Raw genomic sequence first — 25,288 nt, forward strand, 5'->3', positions numbered from 1 at the left:
AAATAAGGACTTCTATTAATATGTTGGCATTAAAAAAGATCACCCTATTTCCTGATCCTGCTTCACAGGCAGGATAATAGTGAAGGTAGCTCCTTCTTTTTCACGGCTATGTGCTGTAATGATACCGTGGTGCTTTTCAATGATCTTACGCGTAACCGCAAGTCCTATGCCAGTTCCCTCATATTTATCCTTAGTATGTAAACGTTGGAAGAGTACAAAAATTTTATCCAGGTACTTCTCATCAAATCCTATCCCGTTATCTGCAATCGTCACACACGCATATGGCCCATCCGGATCTGACACACTATCAAACTTTTTCTCCTTCACCCGGGTCGCCATTATACTGATCATCGGCTGCACATCCTTGCGGGAAAACTTAAAGGCATTGCTCAGCAGGTTCTGGAATACCTGCCGTATCTGCGAAGGCACCGCCTCTATAGTAGGCAACTGCCCCACTGTCACGATTGCATTCTTTTCCTGTATCAATACCTCCAGGTCAGACAAAATTTCCTTTATGATCGTCTCTAAAGGCACTTTCTCAAAGAAATTCATCTGGGACAAGCGGGAAAATCTTAACAAATCATTGATCAGATTTGTCATCCTGCTCGAAGAATTAATAATTCTATTCAGGTAATCGACCGCCTTCTCCTCCATCTGGTCCTGGTAACGCTCCCTGAGCATATTGCCAAACATATGGATCTTGCGCAACGGCTCTTTCAGGTCATGAGACGCTACAAAGGCATATTGCTGCAACTCTGCATTGCTTGATTCCAATTCATAATTTGCCTTTTGCAGGGCATTGGTACGCTCCTGCACCCGCTGCTCCATCAACTCTGCCAGCATTTTCTGCTCATGGATATCTGTGTTTGTACCCACCCACAGGATAGCGGTACCACCCGGATCCTTTTGTACCCGCGTACGTAACAGAAACCAATGGTATTGATTATCACTACGACGGATCCGCACCTCCAGCGAAAAGTCCTCCTTCTTCCGGAGCGCATTATTCCAGGTACGGCTCCATACCGGCACATCATCCGGATGTAATATACTTTCCCAACCAGCATCCCGGATCTTCTCCAGGGCCAGCCCGGTGTAAGTAATAAACTGCTGGTTCACAAAATTGATCTCTCCGTCCGGCCATGCCGTCCACAGGATCAATGGCATCGATTCCGCCAGGAAACGTTTCTCTTCCAGGCTCATCACCGCCTGTTCCTCCGCCGCTTTCAGGCTCGTTACATCCAGCATCGACCCCAGCATACGATAAGGCGTAGCATATTCATCCTGCAACAGGTATCCCCTGTCCAGGATATGTGCATAACTACCATCAGCCCTCAGCAGGCGATAACCTTCTGACCACTGACTCTGCTTCGTATTCACTGCCCGGCTGATGCTTTCCTGCACCCTGGCCCTGTCATCAGGATGTACCTTTTCCAGCCAGAAGGTACGGCTGGAAGACTCCCGGTCCGGGCTATACCCGTAAATATTATAGAAGTTATCACTCCACCACACGGTATTATTGGTCAGGTTCCAATCCCAGATAGAGTCATTCGTTGCTTTTGATACTAACCTGAAACGCTCTTCACTCTGCGTCAGCTCACGGGTACGTTCCAGTACTTTATCTTCAAGCGCCGCATTCAGGTTACGCAAACTCTCACGCGCCTGTACCAGCTCATTGTAGTTACGCCGTAAACGTTCTTCTGCGTCTTTCTTCTCTGTCACATCTGAACAGGTGATCACAATACCATCCGAAGTTTTCACCGCCGACATTTCATACCATACCTCGTCTTTATTATACGCTACTAACACTTCCGTATGCAATACCGTACCATCCTCCACCACCTGTACATACTTATCAAACAATCCCTGTTGCATGAGCTGCGGTATCGACTGCTTCATAGACGGTGACTTGTGCATGAGCACCTCTTTCCCTATCAGCTTTTCAGCTGCACTATTGGAAGTCAATAAACGGAAATCTGTCACCTTACCACTTTGATTGGTTATAGCTCTAAAGGCCATAATCAGGCTGGTACTGGCATTGAACACACCTTTCAGCAACATATCCAGTTCCTTGATAGCAGTAATATCTACAAAAGTGATCACTACACCATCTATCTGTTTATCCTGCCGGATGTATGGCATGATCTTCATCAGGCACATACTGCCATTGCTCAAGACCAGTTCTTTCTCTAATGTATGTTTCTGACGGATTACTGCCTGGATATCATCAATCAGGCTGTCCTGCTGGATATTCGTAGAAATATGACTGATAGGACGCCCGATATCTGCTGCGATCAGGTTGATCATCTTCACCGCAGCAGGATTGAACTTACGGATATGCATCCGGCTATCCACAAACACCTGACCGATGTCAGTACTGCGGAAATAGTTGTCCATATCGTCATTCAGTTCCATCAGCTCTTTAATTTTGAGCTGGTGTTCTGTATTCAAAGTATGCAACTCTTCATTCAGCGATTGCAACTCTTCGTTACTTGATTGTAGTTCCTCATTGGCAGACAGCAACTCTTCATTGCTACTTTGCAGTTCCTCATTGGAAGTCTCTAACCCCTCTATAGCCATCTGCAAATTGGTGCGCGTTTCGCCCAACTCAGCCTCCAGCGACATGATGTGGTCATTCACACCAGCAGGATAACTCATCTCCTCCTTGTGCTCTGACAATAAGGCCGCTCTTTCTGGCTCTTCTCCCAAAACAATCAGTGTATACTGACCATTACCAGTATCAGGCTTGATCAGGATATTGACTACCCTGATACCCTCTTTTGTATTGAGTTTGATACCTTTCAGTGCTGCTTTCTGCGTAGTTTTCCAGGCCTGCCGCAATGCCATATTCAACACCATCGACAAGTCCGAAGGCACCATTTTCAGCAGGTTCAGGTTCAATCTTTTATCTGGCAGGGACAGGTACTTTTTAAAATTACCGGTCGCTTCCCTGATCTCGTAGTTCTTATCAATGTACACGGCCGCATACCCAAATTCGTCGGACAGTACCTCCCTGAACTCATCCTGCAGGTCCATCGCAATACGCTTCTCCTGCCCCAGCATACCGCCGGCATTGGGTCGCATCTCCCTCGATTGCCGGATATACTCCAATGGGCTATACAGGTTATCAGGCGGTGCGGAACGGGTAGCATCCGTTTTACGATAGAGCTTCCACTTTGCATTGACTTCTTCCAGCCCCCCCCTGATCAGCGCAGCTGATTCACTGGTACCCAGGAAGAGATATCCACCTGTGTTCAGGGCAAAATGTAAAGATGCCAGCACCTGTCTTTGCAACACATTGTCCATATAAATGAGCATGTTCCTGCAACTCACCAGGTCATTTTTGATGAAAGGTGGATCTTTCAGGATATTATGCCTGGCAAACACGATCTGCTTGCGTAAGCGGGGCACAATCTGGTAATGCTTATCCTCTTTCAGGAAATATTTCCGCACAATACCAGCATCTACATCTCTCAACACAGCTGCGGGATACGTACCTTTCGCGGCATATTCGATCGCATTACTGTCTATATCTGTCGCAAAGATTTTTACATCCAGCCATTTGCCTTTCTTCTGCAGGATCTGATCTATCAGGATGGCCATTGAGTAGGCTTCCTCACCTGTACTACAGGCTGTGACCCATACTTTCAGGATAGCCCCCTCCTCCTTCCCATCAATCACTTTATCCAACACCTGGTCCTTCAGTACCTGGAAAGCAGTACCATCCCTGAAAAAACGGGTCACGCCTATCAGGAAATCTTTCGCTAACAATTTACTTTCTTCAGCATTCTGCCGGAGTAGTTCCAGGTATTCTTCTAAGGTCTTGAAGTTGAATTGCGCCATGCGCTTGGCAATACGGCGCGTGATAGTGGGAGACTTATAATGATGAAAATCCTGTCCGCTGCTTTCCTGTACCAGTTTGAAGACTTCCGGCAACAAACGTTCGTCAATTTTACCATTGAAAACATGCAGCGGCAGGTCCTGTACATAATTGAAAATCTCGCCCGGCATAAACTCCGGCGCAAGTATATAATCGATGTTGTCAGAACTGATGGCACTACGTGGCATGCCATCAAATTTGGCTGTTTCCGGGTCCTGCACCATCACCATGCCACCGGCTTTCTTAATCGCACCAGCCCCCCTCGTACCATCAGTACCGGTACCAGAAAGAATAATCGCGATCGCCTGCCGACCCTGATCTTTTGCTAATGAAAATAAGAAGGTATCGATTGCCGTATTCGGCGCTTTTTCAACAGGTTTCTGCATCAGCTTCAACCTGCCTTTCTCTATAATAATGTCTCTGTTATTAGGAATTACATACACGCAATCATTCTCCACAGCCATATCTTCTTCCACCTCACGTACCTGCATATGGGTATGTTTGGAGACCAGCTCCACCAACAGGCTCTTATAGTCCGATGACAGATGCTGTATAATCACGAATGATAGATTGCCGTACTCCGGCATGTTATCGAAAAATTCATGAATCGCCTCCAGTCCACCGGCAGATGCCCCAATAGCCACTATGTAATTCGCTTTCTTCATCTAAAGGTTTTATACCATAAACAAATGATGGGCCGGAAAAAGCACCATCTCTTGTTTTAAATTGTTAAAAGGTTAACCCGGAAAACTTTAATTCATTGCCTTCACGATGTACTCCAATATAAAATTACGGAGGTGTTCTGCCATCGTCAACTCGGTTTCGCGCCATGGAAGCGCCGTATTTCGTACCTGTTGCTGCCACGTACTAAACGAGTTCCTGGGGTGATATTGTATGTTATCTTTTTCAAAACGGATCGCTTCATCCGGGTTACCTCCCCACTTCACTTCCTGGATCACCTCTGGGCGGAACAATACCAAAAAGTCCCCTTTTTGTGGCTGTATACTGATGACCAGTAGTCCACTGGCACTTTTAGCATAATGCACAGCAGGTTCATATACCGATGGCAAACTCAATTCCTGGTACACACCCTTTTCGGCAGTACTTTGTACCCAGAGCAACAAATCTTTCAGGGCATGTTTGTCAGGCACATTGCCTATGCTTTCCACCCGCTTATTGAATACCATGGCAGCACCGCTGGCATTAAAAAGATTAAGCACACTCGTTGCATGTCCCAACAGGCCATGTGGCAGATCATTGTTGGTGTACACCTGCTCTACCAGCTTAGCATGCATATCATGCAGATCGGCATATTCATCACTCTCTTCTTTATACTGAAGAGACACAATCCTGGCTGCAATGATGCCGGAGAGCAATTCGAAAAGTGCCCTTCCCTCATATGGCAGGTAATAAGGTGTGCGATGGTGACAGGAAAATAATCCCCAAAGCTGCCCGTCTTTTAATATACGACAAGACATGGATGTCATGATTTCCATGTTCTTCATATATTCCAGGTGCACAGCCGGTACAGAACGAAGGTTACAACCAGACAGATCTGTAAATGCATTCGTCAGGGGGTTGATAACGGGGTAAAGACTTACCGGCACATAATCCCTGTTGGGGATCAGGCGGTAAGGATTCTTCAGGTACATAGCCCTTGCCTGCCGGGGAATATCAGATGCCGGGAATGTAAGACCCAGGTATTGCTCCATGGCTGGTACTGCATCCTCGGCAATCACCGTACCATTCCAGTCTTTGTCAAACTGGTAAACCATCACTTTATCGTAACCAGATAATTCCCTCAGTTGCGAAGCAGCTATCTGGCAGGCTGCTACAATAGTAGGCGCCGCATTGATAGCAGCCATGGCATACCTGAGCTGCTGGTAAATAGTAATAAATGAGTTTTCTGCAGTAGGTGTACTCTGTGCTTCCATTTCCAGGATCACAGCATCTCCGTTTACCTGCATGAGTACCAGGTAATCTTTCGATGAAAAAGACAAGGTAAAAGGTACTGTTTCTGTCATCCCCTCATTAACCCGCTTTTGCAATTGTTCCAACTGATTATCAGGCACATAAATACTCAATAGCGTATTCACTACCTGCGCAGGCTGCAAATTCAATGCTTCACCAATGTTTTCACTCACCTGCACAATCTTATAATCGCTCCTTTGCAACACGATCAGTATACCATAAGGTTGTATCAGGTTAATCTGGTGTAAAGGAACACTGCCACAAAAGGTGGAGTCATAGTTCTTTTTTTGCATAAAGACAGGTTATCCGGTATTGTTTATTTGTAAAATGAAATGGATCAGGCGTTGGCTTCGGCCCACACTTTAAATTGCCTGAAAGTATCGGCGGCAGCTTCTACGATACGTTTTTTCTGTTCATCTGTACCATGGTAGCCTTCCAGGTAGTGAACAAAACTGTCCCATTGGGCACGGGTGTCCTCACCATACCCGTTAAAAAAAGATAAAGCCTGAGCTATCTCAGGCGTAGGCAGATTCCGTTGTATAATCTGACAGATAACTTGTCCGCCAAGGGTTGAACCTTCCAATACATACATCGCACCCAATGCCTGTGCGTTATCATTAATCACAGGAATATCAGTACAGGTAACCGGAGGCTCCAATGGCGCACCATTGATCACATTGATATCCTGCAATAACAGGGCAGCCTTGCGGCGGTGCTCAAACCCTCCAGGGAAGGAAGTATCAATATGGGCTGCAATATACTGTTCCAGCGGATAGTAATATCCATAAAACAATTGCAGGAGCCTGATATATGCTTCAGGGGAATTTGCGTGCTTGATCATCGGGATCAGGGTCCTTTCCAGGTCCTGATGTAGGGCTGCTGTACTTTCTCTTAACTGTTCAATCATTATCTATGTATGTGACAATGATTAAAAGTACTATGAATATTGATTTGCCGCATGTGGAATTAATTCTACGGCAGCTGCACCACTGTAAACCAATAGGTATGCAGCATGCGGGTGAATGAGACCAGGTCCGAAAAATTGGAAGGCTTGATGGTATAACTATTCACCCCCAATTCGTAACATTTGGAAATATCCTTCGTTTCGGTAGAAGTAGTCAGAATAATAATGGGCAGCCACTTAAGATTCGCATGTTCTTTAATTTCACGTAATGCTTCCCTACCGTCTTTACGGGGCATGTTCAGGTCAAGCAAAATAATACTTGGGAAGGGGTATTTCTCTTCGTCCGCATATTTTCCCTGCCTGTTCAGGTAATACATTAACTCCTCTCCGTTCTCAACAAAACGCAATTCCGTTTCCGTGCCACTCTCTTCAAACGCCACTTTTATCAGCTCCCGGTCGTCTGCGTCATCATCAGCAACCAGTATACATTTTCTGGTACGTTGCGCCTTCTTGATCATCCAGATTTAAATTTGACGGATAAAATTACTTAATAATTGTCGCATATTACCAAGAATACACAGAATAAGCACTTTTATTGATAAAATTCTTATAATAGTGCCTACCACCCCGGATTATCAGGATGGTAGGACTTGGTACTTTTTAAAGAGATCTATACTTGTGTAGTTTTTTGGGGTATTAACAAACGCAATTTGATAAGGAAGCTTCACAAAAGTACGCCTGCTCTCAATTGTAGACTGATCGGATCGGGAAAAGATACTACGCGATCAGGAAAAATTAAGTAGGCGGTCCTGCTACTTTGTGTGCATTCTATCCTCAATCATACCGGAGAAAGATGGCGGCCCCAGGTGTATGAGCGGTGTTTCAACTTTTGCACCCCCCACTTTACCCGATGGATGACCAGAGATATAATTCAATGCAGCTGCAATACAATTCTCATTCGCATCCCCGAAGTCATGCGTTACATCGTCACTCGCAGCAATATCCGGCGTCATGCCCTGGAAGTAATTGCCGTCCCCATTCGCATTCTGCATATAAAAATTAGACATATACACTGTATAAGCATCAATTTTAACCCCAAAGAAACCAACGGGTTTTCCGTAAGTTTGACTGCCTACTAATTTCACGGCCAGATGCGGTTTCAGGCTGTTAATCACCAGTTCACTCGCAGATGCTGTATTGCCGCTGACAATGAAAACCACCTGTTTGACGGTGTTCAGAGTCCCTACTTTACTGAACTTATAGGTATTACCACCTATAGAGTAATCCAGGTCTGCATAAGTCGCCTTATGCCCGTTATAATCCACCGTATGCCCGTTTGCATCCAGGTAAAGCTGTTGTTTTAAGATAGGCGCTTTCCCGTTCTGCATCAGGTCATTGAAGTATTCGATATACATCGTTTTATCCTTCAGTGTCGAAGGGGCAATGAGGTTGATCAGCTCTTCTGCCGTTTGTGTATAACCCCCTCCATTATAGCGCAGATCAATGATGAGTGCGGTCACACCCTGCGAAGCAAAAATATTGAAAGCAGCCTCCAGCGGTGCCTGCGAGCTGGACAGCATAGAGAAGCGGCTATAAGCCAAATAACCTACTTTTTGCGAACCCGCTGTCAGAACAGCATCTTTCCATACAGGGTTAGTCGTATATTTCGTCTTGGTTAGATTGACTGTGCTGGTAATGCCATTGTTGTCTACCACCGTCATAGACATGTTACTACCGTTTAGAGCAGATTGAATATAAGAACTGCTGGATGTAGATACCGCAATACCATTGACCTGTGTAACCCGGAAACCCCTTTGCAAACCTGCCAGCGCAGCTGAAGAGCCCGGGTTCACATACCGGATCCGCACATCTGCACCAATACTGATGCTAAGACCCAGATCATCCCCCTTATCAGCGAGTGATACGGTACCAAGACGTGCCCCTGTCAGGGAGCCATCATCTATAAATGAATATTTTGGGGTACCTGCATAACCAGAGTACTCGTATGAATACCCCGTACCTGGATTGGTCTTTAACTGGGTAATGGCGTATAACTCCCTTTCATAATTGGTCAATACACTGCTACCGGTCGCATACTGGCGGGGATTGAAAGTATTGTAATCAGGCAAAGCATCGTACCAGAGGTAGATTTGCTTCGCATAAAGGTATATAGAGTCAAGTGTGAATTGCTCCCGGGTGCCTTCTGTTGGAGATACAGGCGTATCGGTATCAGTGTCGTGGTCCTTGCGACAGGCGACGAAAACAGTGGCACAGGATAGGAGTGCAATAAAAAGGGTTTGTTTCACCAGTATGGATTTTATAGGGAATTTACAAAAAAAACAACAGTTTTGATCTTTTTACCCGAAGGGTACAGACATTACTTAAAAACAGCGAAGCTGCTGCCCTATGGGGCAGCAGCTTCGTTGTCGTGCTATCTTTTTAAATGATTAAATTATTAAATCCTGATTTCGACATATTGGTATTTACCCGGCAGGCATTCCCCTTACCAAACGCTATCCCTACTGTTGAATCAACGCATACTCAACAACAGGATACCCTCTTTCCCCACCATCATTAATTCCCATACTCACAAACTTCAGCTTATAATAATTCCCGGCCGGATCCCTCACGATGTAATAATACTGCTTATAGATACCCGTACTGGTAGATCGCCAGCTACTGCCGATCGCATCCCTCTTAGCTGAAAAAGTCAGCGAAGCCGTATCCTTCTTCGTAAAGCTCGCATATCCCACTACTGTAGAATCCACTTTTGCAGCCGCTACACCGGCATACTGGTTAATCACCACAAAATCAGAGAAAAAATAAGGAATTGTAGCCGTATAATACGCCGCATATGACCATGCAAAATCCCATTCCACTTTCTTTGGCTCTACACTCACAACCGCATTGGTAGCAAATGAAAAGAAGGTAAAGTTATAGCTGCTATTCCTGTTGATAGTAACCGTATTCACGGTAGCAGCACCCAACAAAGCATATTGCAGGGTATACCCTGTCGTACCATTACGTGTCACTTTCACCTTATACCAGGTGGCCGGATCTGTAGTACCATCTTCTGCCTTCACCAGGTATACATAGTTGGCATCCGCTGTTGCAGATACTTCCGCGATAACAGTTGCATTCAGATCACCATACACATCGTCAATCATACTCAGTGTACCCTGCCCCTGGCCTATAGCCATACTTACACCACTGGCATCCGCAGTGGTAACCGCAGTAATATCTGTCTTCGCAGTCACTTTCGCACTCATACCACTAAACCCATTCAAAATAACCCTGTAAGCACTTCCGTTATAAAAACCCAGTGACCAGCTCAGACGCTTTACAGCAGTAGCCGAATCAGTACTCATATCTACATACACTGTATTAGGTGAGCCGGTACCACCACCACCATTTAAAGTTAACCTGGATCCCTCTGAAGGAGGAATCACAACCTTGGCATCATCATCTTTACTACATGCATTGAATAAACCAGTAGTAACAACCGCAAGCATGAGTAAAAGTCTGCTAAATTTCATAGAGTTTTTAATTTTTGAATTGTATTTTTTGTGCAATTGAATTATTTCCTCTTCTATTGATATATCAAAACGAATCATCTTATTGCTATTAGAACATTATGTTATTACAGTTTCAGTTGTCTATTTACATGGATGCTCCGCTGTTTATCCAGTCAAAACCTGCGCACATTCTTTCCCATCCTATTTCCTGCTCCACGTAAAATTCACTCCCAGGAAATAACTCCGCCCATACCACATCGGCAACTGTGAGCCGGCACTATGCGCCACACCACTATTCACCGTACTATTATGAATATTCGTCACATCGAATATATTCCGCACACCCCCATTCATATTGAATTGCTTAGTCAGCGATTTCATCACCGTAAAATCAGCCATATGATAACCCGACGCTTTCACCTGGTGCAGGTAAGCCGTACCATCCGTAGCAGTCGCTGACTCATACGTCGGCCGCACCCCATTATACTTATACGACACATTCAATGTCGTTCCAATCTTCCGCAGTTGATATGTAATATTCCCGTTCACCTCCGGCGTCCACATAAAAGCCGGCGTAGGATCCGCGGCCTTATAAGTATCATCATCAGAGAATTTATTATATCGCCCTATATAAGACATCCCGGCACTCACCTCCAGGTTGCTCCATGTGATCTTACCCATCCAGGTGCCACCTCTTGTCTTGAACTTGCTGATATTCACATAAGTCATCGTATCACTATTCGCTACATACGCATTGTCAATCATGTTATCAAAATCATTATAAAACCCCGTCACCGTCACATTCAATTGCACAGCACCTGACTGAATTACCTGCCAGCTCAGCGATCCGGTAAAACTATTTGAGTACTCCGCCTTCAGGTTCGTATTCCCTTTAATAGCATGACTCGCATCAAAGAAGTTGAAATACAACTCACGTAATGCCGGCGCCCTGAAACCCCGTGCATACGACAAACGCAGATCCAGTGTCTTTGACAATGCAAATTTTAAATTCAAAGAGGGGATCACCGGAGGCGCATCGTAAATAGAATTCTTACTAAAACGAACGCCAGGTCGGATATTGATCCCCTGTACAGGTTTTAATTCAGCGGAAGCAAAAAGGGAATAGTTAGTAATGTCGGGCGTACCTGCTATGCGCTGCCCGGAAGAGGCATCGCGGCTATACTCAATACCCGGCTGAAAAGACAAAAGAGAAGATAAGTGATACTGTGCCGTACTCCTGAAAAACACAGCATTATATTTTGTCACATCCTGTGCACCGGAAGCCGTAGATAAAGTCTCGGTACCAGTAGTAAAATCCTTAATTGTTGTACGCGTATGCCTGTCATAATCCTGGTAAGACAAAGCACCATTAACACTCAGCTCATCATTCACCTGCCACATGGCCTTTAACTGGTGCGTATATCTCTTCGTGAGATAATGTGCATCTGTCGCCTTACCATTGTCATAATTAATATCACCTTTAGCCGCAAGGTCTTCATCAAGATAATCGAGCCGATACCAGGCCTTCACATGTTTGCGATCAATGCCGATCGTACCATATGTCATGAGCTGATCCTTCGGATGCCATGCTTTCGCCCTGCCAGTCAGCGTATCACTCCATCCTCCGAACGCATTACGTGTAATACCAGCACTTGCAAAATACCCATGATCACTCCATCGCCATCCTAATGATCCATTGTGTTGCCCCTTGCCATTCAATGCAGCATACTCTTTACCAACCGTTTCCTCCTGCACACTTGCTGTCACCGACAACTGCTTATCTCCATTATACTTTTTGGTAATGATATTGATCACACCAGCCAAAGCATCAGTGCCATACACTACAGACATTGGCCCTTCGACAATCTCAATCCGCTCAATACTATGCACATCAACCTGTGTAAGACTCTGACGATTACTGCCACGATCTGCTAAGGGTACCCCGTCCAGTAAGATCTTTACTTCAGCACCCGCCATTCCCATGAGCTCCACATCCGTCTCACCCAATGTATTATCATTGGAAAAACGGATGCCCAGCTGATTATCAAGCACACCCAATATATTGGTAGCACCCCGCATCTTAATATAATCTGCCGTGATGGTCCTTACCTGGTACACAGAATGCTTCAATGATTGCGGAGTGTACTGCCCGGTCACTACCACATCATTCAACTGCACGGAATCAATTCCCTGCTTCATCTGTGCCTCACATTCGTACGAACATGCGAATAGCAGGGCTAATAGAATTATCCTATACTTCATAAGTATTTTTTGATTGCAATAGAGACACTTTCCCTGGTCTGCATTCGGCGCGAACAAGTGCAGACAGGAGAAAAAAGACATCAGTCCGTAAACCGGAAAACAATAAATATTATGTAAGCTGTTGCGGAGAAAAAACAGTTACACAATACAGTACATTGGCGGAGTAAAATTGTGGAGCAAAGATCATCAACAATCTTCGCTTCAGGTAATCTGATCAGGAAATTGATTTACGCAATAGGGAAACTTTAACGTATCAATTCATACACCTGCTGTAGCAGCAATGCCTCATCAATAGCATCCCTGAGATCATTGAATTCTTCCTGGGTGAACGTAAAACTAATATCATTGCATGGGGCGTGAATGATCACCCTTTCTTCACCATCCGGGAAGACCATACAACAATCAACAAATTCCTGCCGGTGCATCGTTTCGCGGAAGAACTGGAAATCCCGGGGGGAAAAATTGAGTAACAAATTATTGTGCCACACGAATACGGTTTGACAATGGGTACAATGGCTGATCTGCGCCGCATTCTTTATACATAAAGTCCTGATGTCACACATATATTATCTTGTTTTAAAAATAGGGTAGCGTAGGATATTAACACCTGGCAAAAATAAGGGGGATGAAGAAGGAGCAAGGATCAATTCGGGAAAAGGATTTACCCAAACGGGAAAAACTACATTGACTTTAAAAAGTGGCAATGGCAAAAACTGCTGAAATAAAAACAACCTGTATAAAAAGATGAAATGCCCCCTGAAAGATGAGATACTGTCAGGAGGCATTGCTAAAAATGATACAGGATATTTTGCTATCTATAATGCTGCAACAAGCGTTCTCCACGCTTCCAGCTCAGGACTACCGGGCTTCCGCTTCCCAAAAAACTGCACGATCATCTCCCCTGCTGCATCAAATACTTCCACCGACGTCACCACACCATCTACACCCGGCTTCTCCACTGCCCAGGTCTGTGCAATGCCATCCGTCTTCAGATGTAGATTAAAGTCAGGATCCATCACATTTATCCATCCCGGGATCTCCACTATCTTCTCCACTTTCCCGGTATGGATCTCAATATTTCCCGCATTCCCTACAAACGCCATGATCTCCAGCCCACTCGCCGCCGCCTTTTCCAAAAGCGTCTTCACACACTCCTTACTCATCTTCCTGGTAAACTTTCCCGCTCCTATTTCCAACGCATACGTTCTTGATACTTTATGTTTCTTCAGCAAAGGGAAGAAATCATGCGTATCCTGCAAGCCAGCCCATCCTTCCAGGAATGCCGCTTTATCCACACTATCATTGGCATACTCCGTTGCTGCCGGAGCAGGTGCAACAACAATATCCAACGGCTGTTCCTCCGCCACAAATTCAGCCGCCAGTATATCCCATGCTTCGATATCTGTCTGATCAAGCGCATAAATCTTCATAATCGCATGCCCCTGCCCGTCAAAGAACTGGAAAGAACGCTTGAACCCGGTAACAACATCATCTGCTACCGCAAAACCAAATTGCCAGCGACCAAAGAACATACGCAGGTCAATATCTTTTCCTAACACCGTACCTACTTGTCTGCCAATAGCATCTACCTGCTCAAACACCCCCTTCTTTTCTATCACACAATGTTCATTACGGGTCAGCACCATCACCTTACCCAATGCAGGCATCCCTTCTATAAAAGCCTGGAATGCCGCCTTCAGGTGCTGTACAGCCGAACCTGTGCAGGCTGCCACTATTTCGCCTTCACTTACTTCCAGTTGTTTAGCCGCATCACGGATGCGTATAGCAGGATTTTGAGATCTAAACGCGACCCATTGGTCTTTCAACGTAGGTGTAACAATTTCATTCATTTTCTTAAAAAACATTTAATGCCTTCCCGGCAGGTGATCGAAATAAACCAGCGGTAGCGGCGGTAACCACCAGCGGATAATTACATTGGGGATGCGATAGGATATCCACATCTACCCCAAAACTATTTTTGATATGTGCAGCAGTAAACACGTCGTCCACAGATCCCTGTGTATACAATGCACCGTTTTTTAAAATGATAATGCGATGTGCAAAAGCAGCGGCCAGCTGAAAATCATGCAACACGGCTATCACCAATACACCGACAGCAGAAAGTGTTGTCGCTAATTGTAACGCCAGCTGCTCATGCAATATATCCATTCCTGTTACCGGTTCATCGAGGAGTAACATTTTCTTACCCGTATAATCCAGCTCCTGCAATCCCGGTGCCTCCAGCAATTGTGCCAATACTCTCGCCAGCTGCACTCTTTGCTTTTGCCCTCCGGACAACGTGGGATAAGGCCTGTCTTTAAGATCATAGACCTGCATGGTTTGCAACGCACATTGTATGATTTCTCTATCAGCTGTAGATAAATGCCGGTTATATACATACCGCCCCATTGCCGCCACATCATACACTGAAAAAGCCTGGTTTAACACGACTTGCTGTGACAATACAGCCCGGGTAGTCGCTTGTCGTGCCACAGGCATTGTTCGCAACTCCTGCCCCGCAATCCTCACCTCTCCCTTATAAGCCCGGTATTCACCGGCAATTACTTTTAACAGCGTGGATTTTCCGGCACCATTGGCGCCCATGACTACACAAAGCTCTCCTGCGGCTGCATGGAAGCTAACATCTTTGAGGATAGATATCTTTCCGAGCGTGAGTGATATGTTTTCAGTCTGCAACATCATGCCAGTATAGCCCTTTTCTCTTTTATAATCAGCCAGATAAAAAATGGTGCCCCGATCACAGCCGTGATGATCCCTACCGGCAATTCCGCAGGCGCAATAATGGTACGGCACAGCAAATCAGCAATTGTCAATAATACCGCGCCGGACAATGCCGCTGCCGGGATTAATACCCTGTAATCCGGTCCTGTAAACTGCCTCACAATATGCGGAACAATCAATCCGATAAACCCTATGATACCCGCCACCGCCACACCCGCTGCCACTGCCATGGTAGCCAGTGTCACCAGCTGCACTTTTAACCGGTCAACGCGCACACCACTATGCATCGCCTCTCTTTCTCCTAATGCTAACAGATTAATAGCAGGCGCTAACCGCGGCAATAAGATCACTGGTAGCAATATAAAAGGAGTCACCCCCATCACCGTCGTCCAACTCGCACCGCCCAAACTACCCAACGACCAAAAAGTGATACTACGCAACTGCTCATTATTCGCTACATACGTCATCAGCCCCGTCACTGATTCACACAACGCCCTCACAGCAATACCTGCCAGCAACATCGTAGATATCACAGCCTGCCCGCCACTCCGCGCTACGCTGAAAATAAAGAACGTTGTAAGGACAGCCCCGGCAAAAGCAGCAAAATTGAGCGCATAAAAACTCAATAAAGGAACAGATTGAAAAATGGGCAATGAACTTTGTAGAATGATCATCACCACAGCAGCCATAGCCGCACCGGAACTAATACCAATTAACCCCGGATCAGCCAATGGATTGCGAAACAGCCCCTGCAGCGAAGCCCCTGCCACACCTAATCCGGCACCAATCAGCACCCCCAGCATCACACGCGGCAAGCGGATCATCCACAACACACCTTCCATATTCGCTTCATACAAAACAGGCAGATCAATCTTCACTTTATGCAGCAAAATCGCCAATACCTGCATCGGCGATATATGCATCGCCCCCGTACCCGTCGCAATAAGGATGACCAACACCAACAGTATACTTAAACCACCGATGGCAGAAATACGCCTGAAAATCTTACTCATTATTTATCATCATTTGCCAATGTTTGTTAGCGACTGTACTTTGTCAGCTACTTCACCTCATCAACACCCACTTTATTTTATCAACCATAAAAACACGACGCTAACTATTCAGTTTGCCAGCCAACTCCTTCACCGCCATTATTACCCTCGGCCCAAAACCAGTCAACAATGCACCATCCATCACCACCACCTTCCTGTTCTTACCTGCAGTTGTCTGCTGCACTCCCTGCACTTTCAACAACCCTTCAACACCTCCTATACTCTTCAACCCATCATCAAACAGTAGAATAATATCCGGATTAGCCGTCACCAACGCCTCCGGTGTCAAAGGCTTAAAATCACTGAAACCAACCGCCGCATTCTGCGCACCCGCCAGCAGGATCATTTTCTCCGTAGGCGTGCCCGTACCCGCTACCAACATCGTACCCGCCCCTCGTGCATATATAAAAAGGACTCTCTTATTCGTTCGCGGTATCTTCAATGCCGCCTGCTCCCGCTCTATTTGCTGAACAAGCGCAGCCCCTTTAGCCGGCACCTGCAGCGCCGCAGCCACTTCAGTGATCAGCCGCTTCGTACCTTCAACAGAAAATTCCTGTTTGAATAGCTGTGTCTTAACACCTACCTGCTTAAACTGCGTTATCACAGCCGGCTGTAAAAAATTATCAGTTCCCAGGATTATATCCGGGTTCAGTGCCAGTACTGGTTCAGCAGAAATATTCCTATTGTGGCCCACCTTAGCAACCTGTTGCATACTGGCAGGATAAGTACTGGTGACATCCACACCCACTATATTTTTTTCAAAACCCAATGCAACAACAATCTCAGTAACAGCACCATTCAGAGAAACTATTCTCTGCTGGGCAAAAGTATGCATGGCCACCAGTAAGGTAGCCGTCAGGACGATCAAACGGTTCATAAAATCTTTGAAATAAATTGACAGGAAAAAAAATGGTTGACCCTTACCCGGGTTGCGGGCCAACCATCGCTCACCGGGAGCACTTTACTCCGCCATGCTCCGGCAAGGTTTCTTTAGTATGCTTAATACCGTCAGGACATAGAAAATCCATGAGGATATTTATATCCCCCTGACGGTAAGTCGAGTCAAAAATTATTGTTATCAACCAGCCTGAATGGTATGCGGAGATTATACCAGATAGGTTGATGATGTGCGGCGGAGTATTAGAGTGATGCAAATCTATGTCATAGAAATGTAAGCGGCTAATCGAATCGGGAAAATTTATGACAATCTTTACGCAAAAAGAAAAATGATAATGAGAAATGATCTGTATAAAATATCCTTGCACGTTATTGCAGTTTTTCAAAACGCGGATGGCATTTTATTATCCCCGATGGGAATAATGAAAATATCTCACTTGAGGCGGAACAATTCACATGGTTAGAAAAAGAATCGAATGGGCTCGCGAAAAATACCCTGTATTGATGATGTCACATTATCCGATCCTGGGTGTAACGCCTTCCCTTGTAGACAGATGGAAGAGTGGAAAATGAGTACATACCTCATAAATATTAAATAAAAAGGGCACTTCTCACAGTGCCCTTTTTATTTTGATACCCATTTATTTTCAGGCGTACTAAAATTAGCGTTGAATCACCAACTCATTTTTCATGAGTGTTAGCGCACATTTCACGACCAAAACTTCTTTTTATTCGTTTTGAAATTGTCTTTTTATTGCTTTTGAATGTCTTCTTATTCTTTTTTGAATTACGTAAGTAAATTGCTGCACCCTTCCAATATGCTTGCGTCCGGCGTAATCATTGTTTGAACCTGCTTTTCCATGTATCAGCTCGAAATTCCTGTCTTTGCTTTGAAACATTTTCCAGGATTGATACCTCTCACATCAGTACCAGTTTTTCATATCATATATTTATCGTACTTACACCTGCTACAATACATTCCGAATGCATTTACACGTACACAAGCTTAAGAATATCAACAACTTGTACACCCTACACTTTTCACACATAATTATAATCATCACTCCAATTTATCCCGTAAATAAATAACTATAAAAAAACAACTACTCAATTTATGCAATCGTTAAACCAAACCCACCTATCGCGTGTTTTACTATTTTATTACCTGTCACCGGAAAAACTTAAGCCCATGGATTGGGAAGAAACATTAAATCCACTGTCGCCGCACTACCAGAATACTATGCGCGAACAAATACAAATCGTCAATCTACAGGATGGATTGATTGCTGCTGCTAAACGTCTACTGGCTTCACTCTATCCTCAATTGTACGAATTGGAATCAGCCGGGTACACCGAACTGGATAGTACCATTATTTCAGAATGTGTAAAACTATCGTGCCGATTAAACGAAATCGTCTCGAAGTACCAGATTGAAAAGTAACGGAGTTAATCTACTGTAAACAGAAGCCTTGCCGCATTAATGCCAGCAACAATGCCATAGCCGTTTTCTACATTGGAATACGCGTTTTCCGGATCCAGGGAAAAGTTTTGCGAATCACTTTCACTCAATCGCTGAGAGGAAGTAGACCGCAGGTACCGCCAGGCTTCAGGAGTCAATGCACTTAATTCTATAATCATATGTGAACTGTTGACTTCCTTCTGGGTTTGTAGTACAAACTGTATGGTTTTGCCATTGAAATTTGCATCAGTCATGATGTATTCACGCTTGTAATCATTGGTGATCATATCAGGCAAATCATTATTTAAGGCGGGATCCAACCTGAAATGAATAGTATCTGCACTGTTAATCACCCACCGACCATTCACTTCCCTGGCATTAAAGATGCGCAGGCGGTAGTAATCAGTAGTGTTGCCATTTTCATGCATGGTAAACCTTACCCTGTTGAGCGCATGCTGTGCATACGCATCGCTGATGAGGGGGCGGGTTGGCGTGCTGTCTGCTGCACTGACCGATGTAAAACCACCATTTGCTACACGAATGGAATAATGGCTGCCCGTTTTTGCTGTTGACTGTGATACATAATACCCATACCCATTTATAAGCTTGTAAATGGGTGCAGGGAGTACTATGCCGTCTTCTTCCAGCACGACTGTAGCGGAATCCAGGGGATCAAACTCGTATTCCGTTACCCGCTTACTACTGGTTACACGAATATAGATCAGGCTGTCTGGCTGAAGCAGGCTGTTCAACACGATTTTATCCCCGGCATAAGGTATTTCAATGCGCGATTCCTTTACACAGGAGAAGGTCGTTAGTATAGTAAGAAAGATCAGGAGTTGCTTCATAGCGTTAAAATTTAATAGAAAACGTTACACTCGGTAGTATCGGTAAAATACTGATCTCCTGCAGGTACCTTTTCTGATTCTGCTTATCCGTCACGATGGAATACAAAAACGGATTCGCCTGGTTATATGCATTAAACAAACTGATTGTCCAGCTCCTGCTACCCCAGGGCTTCTTCTTTGTATGGGTAGCACTCAGATCCAATCTATGGATCACACGCGTTCTATATTCATTCCTGTTACTCAACTGGTCCAACACCGGGTAATTGCCTCCTCCTTCATAAGGGGAAGGATCAGAAACACCTTCATAACTCGCTACCGGCAATGTCAAAGGCAGCCCGGAATTGAAGTGCCAGTTGGCCGCCAGTTCCCACCGTTTACCCACCTGCTGTATCAACATTACTTTTATATCATGTCGTCCGTCATAATTATACGGATACGATGCCCCCTTATTTACATTCGGAAACTGCCTGTACGCCCATGAAAGTGTATAACCTATCCAGCCTCTCAGCTTTCCCTTTCGCTTCTCCAGCATTACCTCACCACCATAACTTGTTCCCGTTCCCGTCTCTACATAATCATCCCAATCTTTACTCGCCGAATTGAAGATCTTGCTATTATCTTTGTACTCAATTACATTTTTCATGCTCTTGTAATAAGCTTCCAGTGAGAGCGCATACCGTTGTTCCTTCAGCATTTTATTAACACCTACCGTAAATTGCCTGGAGAACATCGGCCCTACCTTTTTGGTAGAAGGTACCCACAGGTCCATTGGCAAACTGGCATTGGTCTCACTCAGCACATGCAGGTACTGGTTCATATGTGTATACGCCAACATCAGTGTCCAGCGATGCGGCAACTGGTACCTTGCCTGCACACGCGGCTGCAAAGAAGAAAAAAACTTTCCCTTTACAAGGAATCCGGAACCATGCAAACCGATATTTACCCGCAAGGCATCACTCACTCTCCAATCATCCTCACCATACAACAACAGTTCCCCACCTGTAGAAGTCGCCTGGTTATAAGACGTGTCCAACAAGGTCTTTGACTGCGAATAATCCTGGAATGCGGATACACCTGGATTGAATCTGTGAACAATTCCGCCGGCACCAAATTTGAAAATATGTTTCGGATTCGGGATGAATTCTATATCCGTTCGCAACATCAGGTCCTTCACCATTGAATAGTACTTCCCGTACAAATGAATAGAATCGTTGCTCTTGCTAGGTTCGTAGTAATAATTGTAATCAATGTTGAAATAATACTGTGAAAAATTCAAAGTTGTATTGACAAACAACTTCGGATTAAAAACATGGTTCCATCTCACCGCACTGGTATGATTCCCCCAATTCAACCGAGTCACCGTATTCTCCTTGAAAGGATTGGCAGCAGTACTGTCAGCATTATTCTGCAGCGTGAGGCCGATTTTATCATTGCCCATATAACTACTGATGTACAGGCGGTCCGTCGGTGAAAAGATGTGATTGATCTTCAGGTTTACATCATAAAAGGCGAGGTTGACTTTTGTACCTTGTTGCTTTTGAATTTCTTCATTAATATTGGTCAGGAGAGGTTCCAGGATCGATCTGCGTGCAGAAACCACAAAGGAAGTCTTATCTTTTTTAATAGGCCCCTCCACCATCATACGCATGGCTATCACACCCGCAGAAGCCTCTCCATGATACCTTTTCATATCTCCATCCTTCGTAGAAATATCAATCACCGAAGAAAGCCGGCCCGCATAACGCGCAGGAAATCCACCTTTATAAAAGTCAGCACTTTTCACAATGTCCGGATTGAACACAGAGAATAATCCAAAGAGATGCGAGGCATTAAAAACCGGCGAACCATCCAGCAATACCAGGTTCTGATCAGAGCCGCCACCTCTTACGCTGGTCACCGTACCACCGTCTACGCCCCCTGAAACACCGGGCAGCGTAGCAATCGTCCGCATCACATCGGACTCCCCCAGTAACCGCGGCATAGCCTTTACATCCGCCGGCGAAATATGCAGCGCACTCATCTGCCGCTGTGATTGTGCGGTATCAGCCACTGTAAATTCCTTCAGACTGTTGGCAGGCTGTAACCCAACAATCGTAAACGGCTTAGCTGTGGCAGGAAGTCGTTGCGGTTGATAACCGATATAACTTACCCACAGGCAACCGGTATCTTTGGCGATCGTGAGACTGAAAAAACCGAACTGGTTCGTGGTAGCACCAGCCTGTTGACTGGGGGAATAAATGGTGGCACCAATGAGTCGTTCTCCATTACGCACATCCTGCACATAGCCACTGATAGTGATAGTGGACGTTTTTTTTACAGTAAGGACGATTTGTTCGCCGATGCGGGCAAAGCGAATATCAAACGGAGAAAAGAGTTCGTCAAGGACTCTCTTCAGGGGCTTATTCTGCAAGTTGACTGTTACCCGGCGGGAAAGGTCTACGATTTCCCTGCTATAAGAGAAATGTATGCCGTACTGGGTTTCCAGTTGTCCGCAAATAACGGAGAGCGGCTGATTATCTACTGTGACAGTGATCCGGGTATGCCAGTCCCAGCCTAACACCTGCAGGGGAATGAGCAACATTCCCAGCAGCATTCTTCCGAGCAATGACATAATATGAATTAAAAAAAATGGCGTTCGCCTTTCTGATTGAAATAGTTATTCCTGCTTCCTCAACTCATAATCTGCACCTTTATTGATGACGTTTGCATTCGACAAATATGCGATGGCTTCCAAAACACGCTCCAGGGGTTCCCCTGTATAAGTCGCTGTAACCGGCAATTCCAGCAATGCCACATCAGCAGTTACATTTACATGATACAGCACATGGATGGTCTGCAGCACTTCGCGCAAAGGGGTATCCTTAAACACCACAGCATGGGTGGCCACATCCGTAATATGTGCCCCTACCTGGTAATGCTGCCTGCTGGTGTCTTCTTCCAGCAACATACCGGCAGACAAAATTACACTATCATGCTTTCTGCTAAGTTTAATTTTCCCGGAATGAATAAAGACACGCAACTGCCGCCTGTTATCTACACTGAACCGGGTGCCTAATACGGTAATCGCCTGGCCACCCAGATCTATAATAAACGGATGGGCAGCGTTCGTAGTTACATCAAATTCCGCTTTTCCTGTCAGGATAACTTTCCGGTTCTTTTGCCCAAAACCAGGAAGTACCTGCAATGTTGCGGCGGTATCCAGCTGGATACTGGTGCCATCATCCAGTTTAACCAGCTGGGCGCCGCTATAGTTGATTTGCCTTTCGTTTTGATGGGTAAGGTACCAGGTACCGATACCAAGCAATAGGAGGATGGAGGCTGCCGCCAACCAGCGGGTGTAGCTTTTTAAGGATGCACCCGCTGGCCCATCAAATGTAGCATCCCTTTCCACTATCCTGCTACTCAGCAGTCTCCACGCCATTTCCGTATCCATCGCCCCTGGAACGGCCTGTTCAGGCGCTGTACGCAACAATCTATCCAGAGAAGCGAGCAATACCGGGTGTTCAGGACTCGCCTGAAGCCAGGTATTCACCCATTGCTGCTCGTTGCTGTCTGCTTCTTTCAGCAGATACTTGCATAGGAGGGCATATAATGCCTCATCTGGTGTAAGCATAGTCATGTACAGTTTGTAGATTTACAGATTTGCCGGGCAAAAATAAATACGGCCGGTTGGATAAAAGACGCCCGTGGGAGGAAAAGTCCCCTATTGGAAGGAAAAAATTATAATATAGGTCCTTAAAACTGGCATTTATCCACAAAATGAAAGGGCTATCTCCCCCTGCTATAGCACCAGGAACATTCCCAAATATCCACAAAATCAAACGGCTATCTCCCCGTGCTATATCACCAGGAACATCCCCAAATAATCCTTCAACTCTTTGTGCATATGTTTCAGTGCTTTCCCCATTTGATTTTCGACAGTCTTCACCGAGATATTCATCAGTACCGCTATTTCCGCATATTTCAACTGCTGCTGCCTGCTTAGTCTAAACACTTCCTGGCACCTTTCAGGCAGTTTCTCCAGCGCCTGGTGGTATAGTTTTTCCAGCTCCCACGCCTGCGAAGCCGTCACAGATGGGGACAATTCATACCCTGAAGCCTGCTCTTTTTCAGCCCTGACAGTATCTTTCCGCCAGTTGCTGATCGCCGTATTCCGGATCGCCGCAAAGAGATAAGATTTCACCATGCCGGTAATATCTACCTGCGCCCGTTTCTCCCAAAGCTTGAGAAAAACCTGCTGTACCACCTCTTCCCCGTTGTGCACATCACCGGTATAATGCACGGCAAAAGCCACGCACTGGGCATGGTACTCCTTAAAAATGGCTTCAAATGTTTGGCGGTCTAGCATGATATCGGTTACAAAAATAGTATTCCGAAATGAAGATCAATGCAATTATAGATAATAAAAGTTTCGCTGTGACAACATGGAAATGACGAGGATCTCTCTTTTGCTTTTCTGGTTTAACATTATCTTTGTGCCGCATGTATAATTTAATCAAAAAGGTGTTTTTCCGTTTTCCGCCGGAAAAAATCCACTATCAGGTAATGAAAGGCCTGCAGATATTGCATGGCGTACCAATGGGTAAGCAGCTCCTCCATTCATTTTGTATGCCTAAAAAGACCGGGCTGGAACGGACTTTATGGGGCCTGACCTTCAAAAATCCCGTAGGCCTCGCCGCCGGTTTTGACAAGGATGCGAAGTATACCGATGAATTGGCCAGCCTGGGATTTGGCTTTGTGGAGATTGGTACCGTGACCCCCGTGGCACAGCCGGGTAATGACCAGCCGCGTTTATTCCGTTTGCCTGCAGATAAGGCGCTGATCAACAGGATGGGATTTAACAATGGCGGGGCCGTACCTGCTGCAAAACGCCTGCAAAAGCGGAAGTCGGATATCATTATCGGGGGCAACATCGGGAAGAACAAGATGACACCTAATGAGGAAGCGATCAATGATTATGAGAAGTGTTTCCAGGCGCTTTTTGATGTGGTGGATTATTTTGTAGTGAATGTAAGCTCACCGAATACCCCTAATCTCCGTGCTTTGCAGGAAAAGGAGCCCTTGAAACAATTATTGCATCATTTGCAAATGCTGAATGAGCAAAAAGCAAAGCCCAAACCAATCTTGTTAAAGATAGCACCAGATCTGACCGATAGTCAGCTGGACGACATTATAGAGATCGTTACAGAAACCAAACTGGCAGGGCTGGTTGCCACCAATACAACCATTAGCAGGGAAGGATTGGTAACACCACAAAGTGAAGTAGAAGCGATTGGTGCAGGTGGCTTAAGTGGGTTGCCTGTAAAGGACAAGGCGACAGCGGTGATCAGGTATATTTCACAAAAAACAAAAGGTAGTATTCCGATTATTGCGGTAGGCGGGATTTTTACGGCAGCAGATGCACAGGAGAAATTGGATGCGGGCGCGAGTTTGGTGCAGGTGTATACAGGGTTTATCTATGAAGGACCAGCGATAGCAAAGAAAATTTGTGACGGGTTGAAATAGTGGGCGTTGCTGAAAGTTATTTAAAATAAGGAAGGCTGTTCTTGTCAGAACAGCCTTCCTTATTTTCAGTTGTATTTTTACTAAAAAAAAGATATTCTTCAATTCTTAACCCATTTTTTAAAAATTGAAGAATACCCATATTAATCCAATCCCCAAAATTATCACCTCAAACTCAAAACTTTCACCCTCACCAAAAACCACACACTCATCTCCCCCTCTCCCCTATTCGCCCAACTATAATAAGGTATCAACTCCA

At 45.3% G+C, this 25,288-nt stretch carries 18 protein-coding genes; 2 read left to right on the forward strand and 16 right to left on the reverse strand.

The window, feature by feature from the left end; translation table 11 throughout:
* Positions 1-39: 39 nt before the first annotated feature.
* The 12 genes from ABDW33_RS25760 to ABDW33_RS25815 form a co-directional block, all read right to left on the reverse strand.
* On the reverse strand, positions 40-4,542 hold the full coding sequence (locus ABDW33_RS25760; protein ID WP_343692983.1) for a chemotaxis protein CheB: 4,503 nt from the start codon (positions 4,540-4,542) through the stop codon (positions 40-42).
* Positions 4,543-4,629: 87 nt separating this feature from the next.
* A complete protein-coding gene (locus ABDW33_RS25765; RefSeq protein WP_343692984.1) occupies positions 4,630-6,141 on the reverse strand; it encodes a GAF domain-containing protein in 1,512 nt (503 codons plus the stop codon).
* Between the two features lie 44 nt (positions 6,142-6,185).
* Positions 6,186-6,755, reverse strand: a complete 570-nt coding sequence (locus tag ABDW33_RS25770; RefSeq protein ID WP_343692985.1) for a biliverdin-producing heme oxygenase — start codon at positions 6,753-6,755, stop codon at positions 6,186-6,188.
* A 65-nt stretch (positions 6,756-6,820) separates the two neighbouring features.
* Positions 6,821-7,270 (reverse strand): response regulator, encoded by a 450-nt coding sequence (locus tag ABDW33_RS25775; protein ID WP_343692986.1) that lies wholly within the window; start codon positions 7,268-7,270, stop codon positions 6,821-6,823.
* Positions 7,271-7,564: 294 nt separating this feature from the next.
* Positions 7,565-9,058 carry a S41 family peptidase gene (locus ABDW33_RS25780; RefSeq protein ID WP_343692987.1) on the reverse strand — a complete coding sequence of 498 codons (1,494 nt, stop codon included), beginning with the start codon at positions 9,056-9,058 and terminating at the stop codon, positions 7,565-7,567.
* A 213-nt stretch (positions 9,059-9,271) separates the two neighbouring features.
* Entirely contained in the window at positions 9,272-10,288 is a 1,017-nt protein-coding gene (locus ABDW33_RS25785; RefSeq protein WP_343692988.1) for an HmuY family protein, read from the reverse strand.
* Between the two features lie 180 nt (positions 10,289-10,468).
* The gene (locus ABDW33_RS25790; RefSeq protein WP_343692989.1) at positions 10,469-12,529 is read right to left on the reverse strand and encodes a TonB-dependent receptor; all 2,061 of its coding nucleotides are present in this window, start codon (positions 12,527-12,529) and stop codon (positions 10,469-10,471) included.
* 245 nt (positions 12,530-12,774) lie between these two features.
* Positions 12,775-13,092 (reverse strand): DUF6686 family protein, encoded by a 318-nt coding sequence (locus tag ABDW33_RS25795; RefSeq protein WP_343692990.1) that lies wholly within the window; start codon positions 13,090-13,092, stop codon positions 12,775-12,777.
* 252 nt (positions 13,093-13,344) lie between these two features.
* Positions 13,345-14,379 (reverse strand): ChuX/HutX family heme-like substrate-binding protein, encoded by a 1,035-nt coding sequence (locus tag ABDW33_RS25800; RefSeq protein ID WP_343692991.1) that lies wholly within the window; start codon positions 14,377-14,379, stop codon positions 13,345-13,347.
* A 4-nt stretch (positions 14,380-14,383) separates the two neighbouring features.
* Complete coding sequence (locus ABDW33_RS25805; protein ID WP_343692992.1) at positions 14,384-15,232, reverse strand: ATP-binding cassette domain-containing protein; 849 nt, start codon at positions 15,230-15,232, stop codon at positions 14,384-14,386.
* Positions 15,229-16,284 (reverse strand): iron ABC transporter permease, encoded by a 1,056-nt coding sequence (locus ABDW33_RS25810; RefSeq protein WP_343692993.1) that lies wholly within the window; start codon positions 16,282-16,284, stop codon positions 15,229-15,231. Before ABDW33_RS25810 ends, ABDW33_RS25805 begins: the two co-directional genes overlap by 4 nt.
* A 100-nt stretch (positions 16,285-16,384) precedes the next feature.
* Entirely contained in the window at positions 16,385-17,200 is an 816-nt protein-coding gene (locus ABDW33_RS25815) for an ABC transporter substrate-binding protein (RefSeq protein WP_343692994.1), read from the reverse strand.
* 1,209 nt (positions 17,201-18,409) lie between these two features.
* Between ABDW33_RS25815 and ABDW33_RS25820 the strand changes: the two genes are divergently transcribed.
* Positions 18,410-18,661 carry a hypothetical protein gene (locus ABDW33_RS25820; RefSeq protein ID WP_343692995.1) on the forward strand — a complete coding sequence of 84 codons (252 nt, stop codon included), beginning with the start codon at positions 18,410-18,412 and terminating at the stop codon, positions 18,659-18,661.
* 5 nt (positions 18,662-18,666) lie between these two features.
* Here ABDW33_RS25820 and ABDW33_RS25825 read toward each other — a convergent pair whose 3' ends face one another.
* The 4 genes from ABDW33_RS25825 to ABDW33_RS25840 form a co-directional block, all read right to left on the reverse strand.
* On the reverse strand, positions 18,667-19,527 hold the full coding sequence (locus ABDW33_RS25825) for a DUF4249 domain-containing protein (RefSeq protein ID WP_343692996.1): 861 nt from the start codon (positions 19,525-19,527) through the stop codon (positions 18,667-18,669).
* Between the two features lie 4 nt (positions 19,528-19,531).
* Positions 19,532-22,138: a carboxypeptidase-like regulatory domain-containing protein gene (locus ABDW33_RS25830; RefSeq protein ID WP_343692997.1), complete on the reverse strand. Its 2,607-nt coding sequence runs from the start codon at positions 22,136-22,138 to the stop codon at positions 19,532-19,534.
* Between the two features lie 45 nt (positions 22,139-22,183).
* Positions 22,184-23,140 carry a FecR domain-containing protein gene (locus tag ABDW33_RS25835; protein ID WP_343692998.1) on the reverse strand — a complete coding sequence of 319 codons (957 nt, stop codon included), beginning with the start codon at positions 23,138-23,140 and terminating at the stop codon, positions 22,184-22,186.
* Positions 23,141-23,365: 225 nt separating this feature from the next.
* Positions 23,366-23,875: an RNA polymerase sigma-70 factor gene (locus ABDW33_RS25840; protein ID WP_343692999.1), complete on the reverse strand. Its 510-nt coding sequence runs from the start codon at positions 23,873-23,875 to the stop codon at positions 23,366-23,368.
* 134 nt (positions 23,876-24,009) lie between these two features.
* Here ABDW33_RS25840 and ABDW33_RS25845 point away from each other — a divergent pair, with 134 nt between their 5' ends.
* Positions 24,010-25,032: a quinone-dependent dihydroorotate dehydrogenase gene (locus tag ABDW33_RS25845; RefSeq protein WP_343693000.1), complete on the forward strand. Its 1,023-nt coding sequence runs from the start codon at positions 24,010-24,012 to the stop codon at positions 25,030-25,032.
* Positions 25,033-25,288: the final 256 nt, after the last annotated feature.

The organism is Chitinophaga sp., assembly GCF_039596155.1.
GTDB lineage: Bacteria > Bacteroidota > Bacteroidia > Chitinophagales > Chitinophagaceae > Chitinophaga.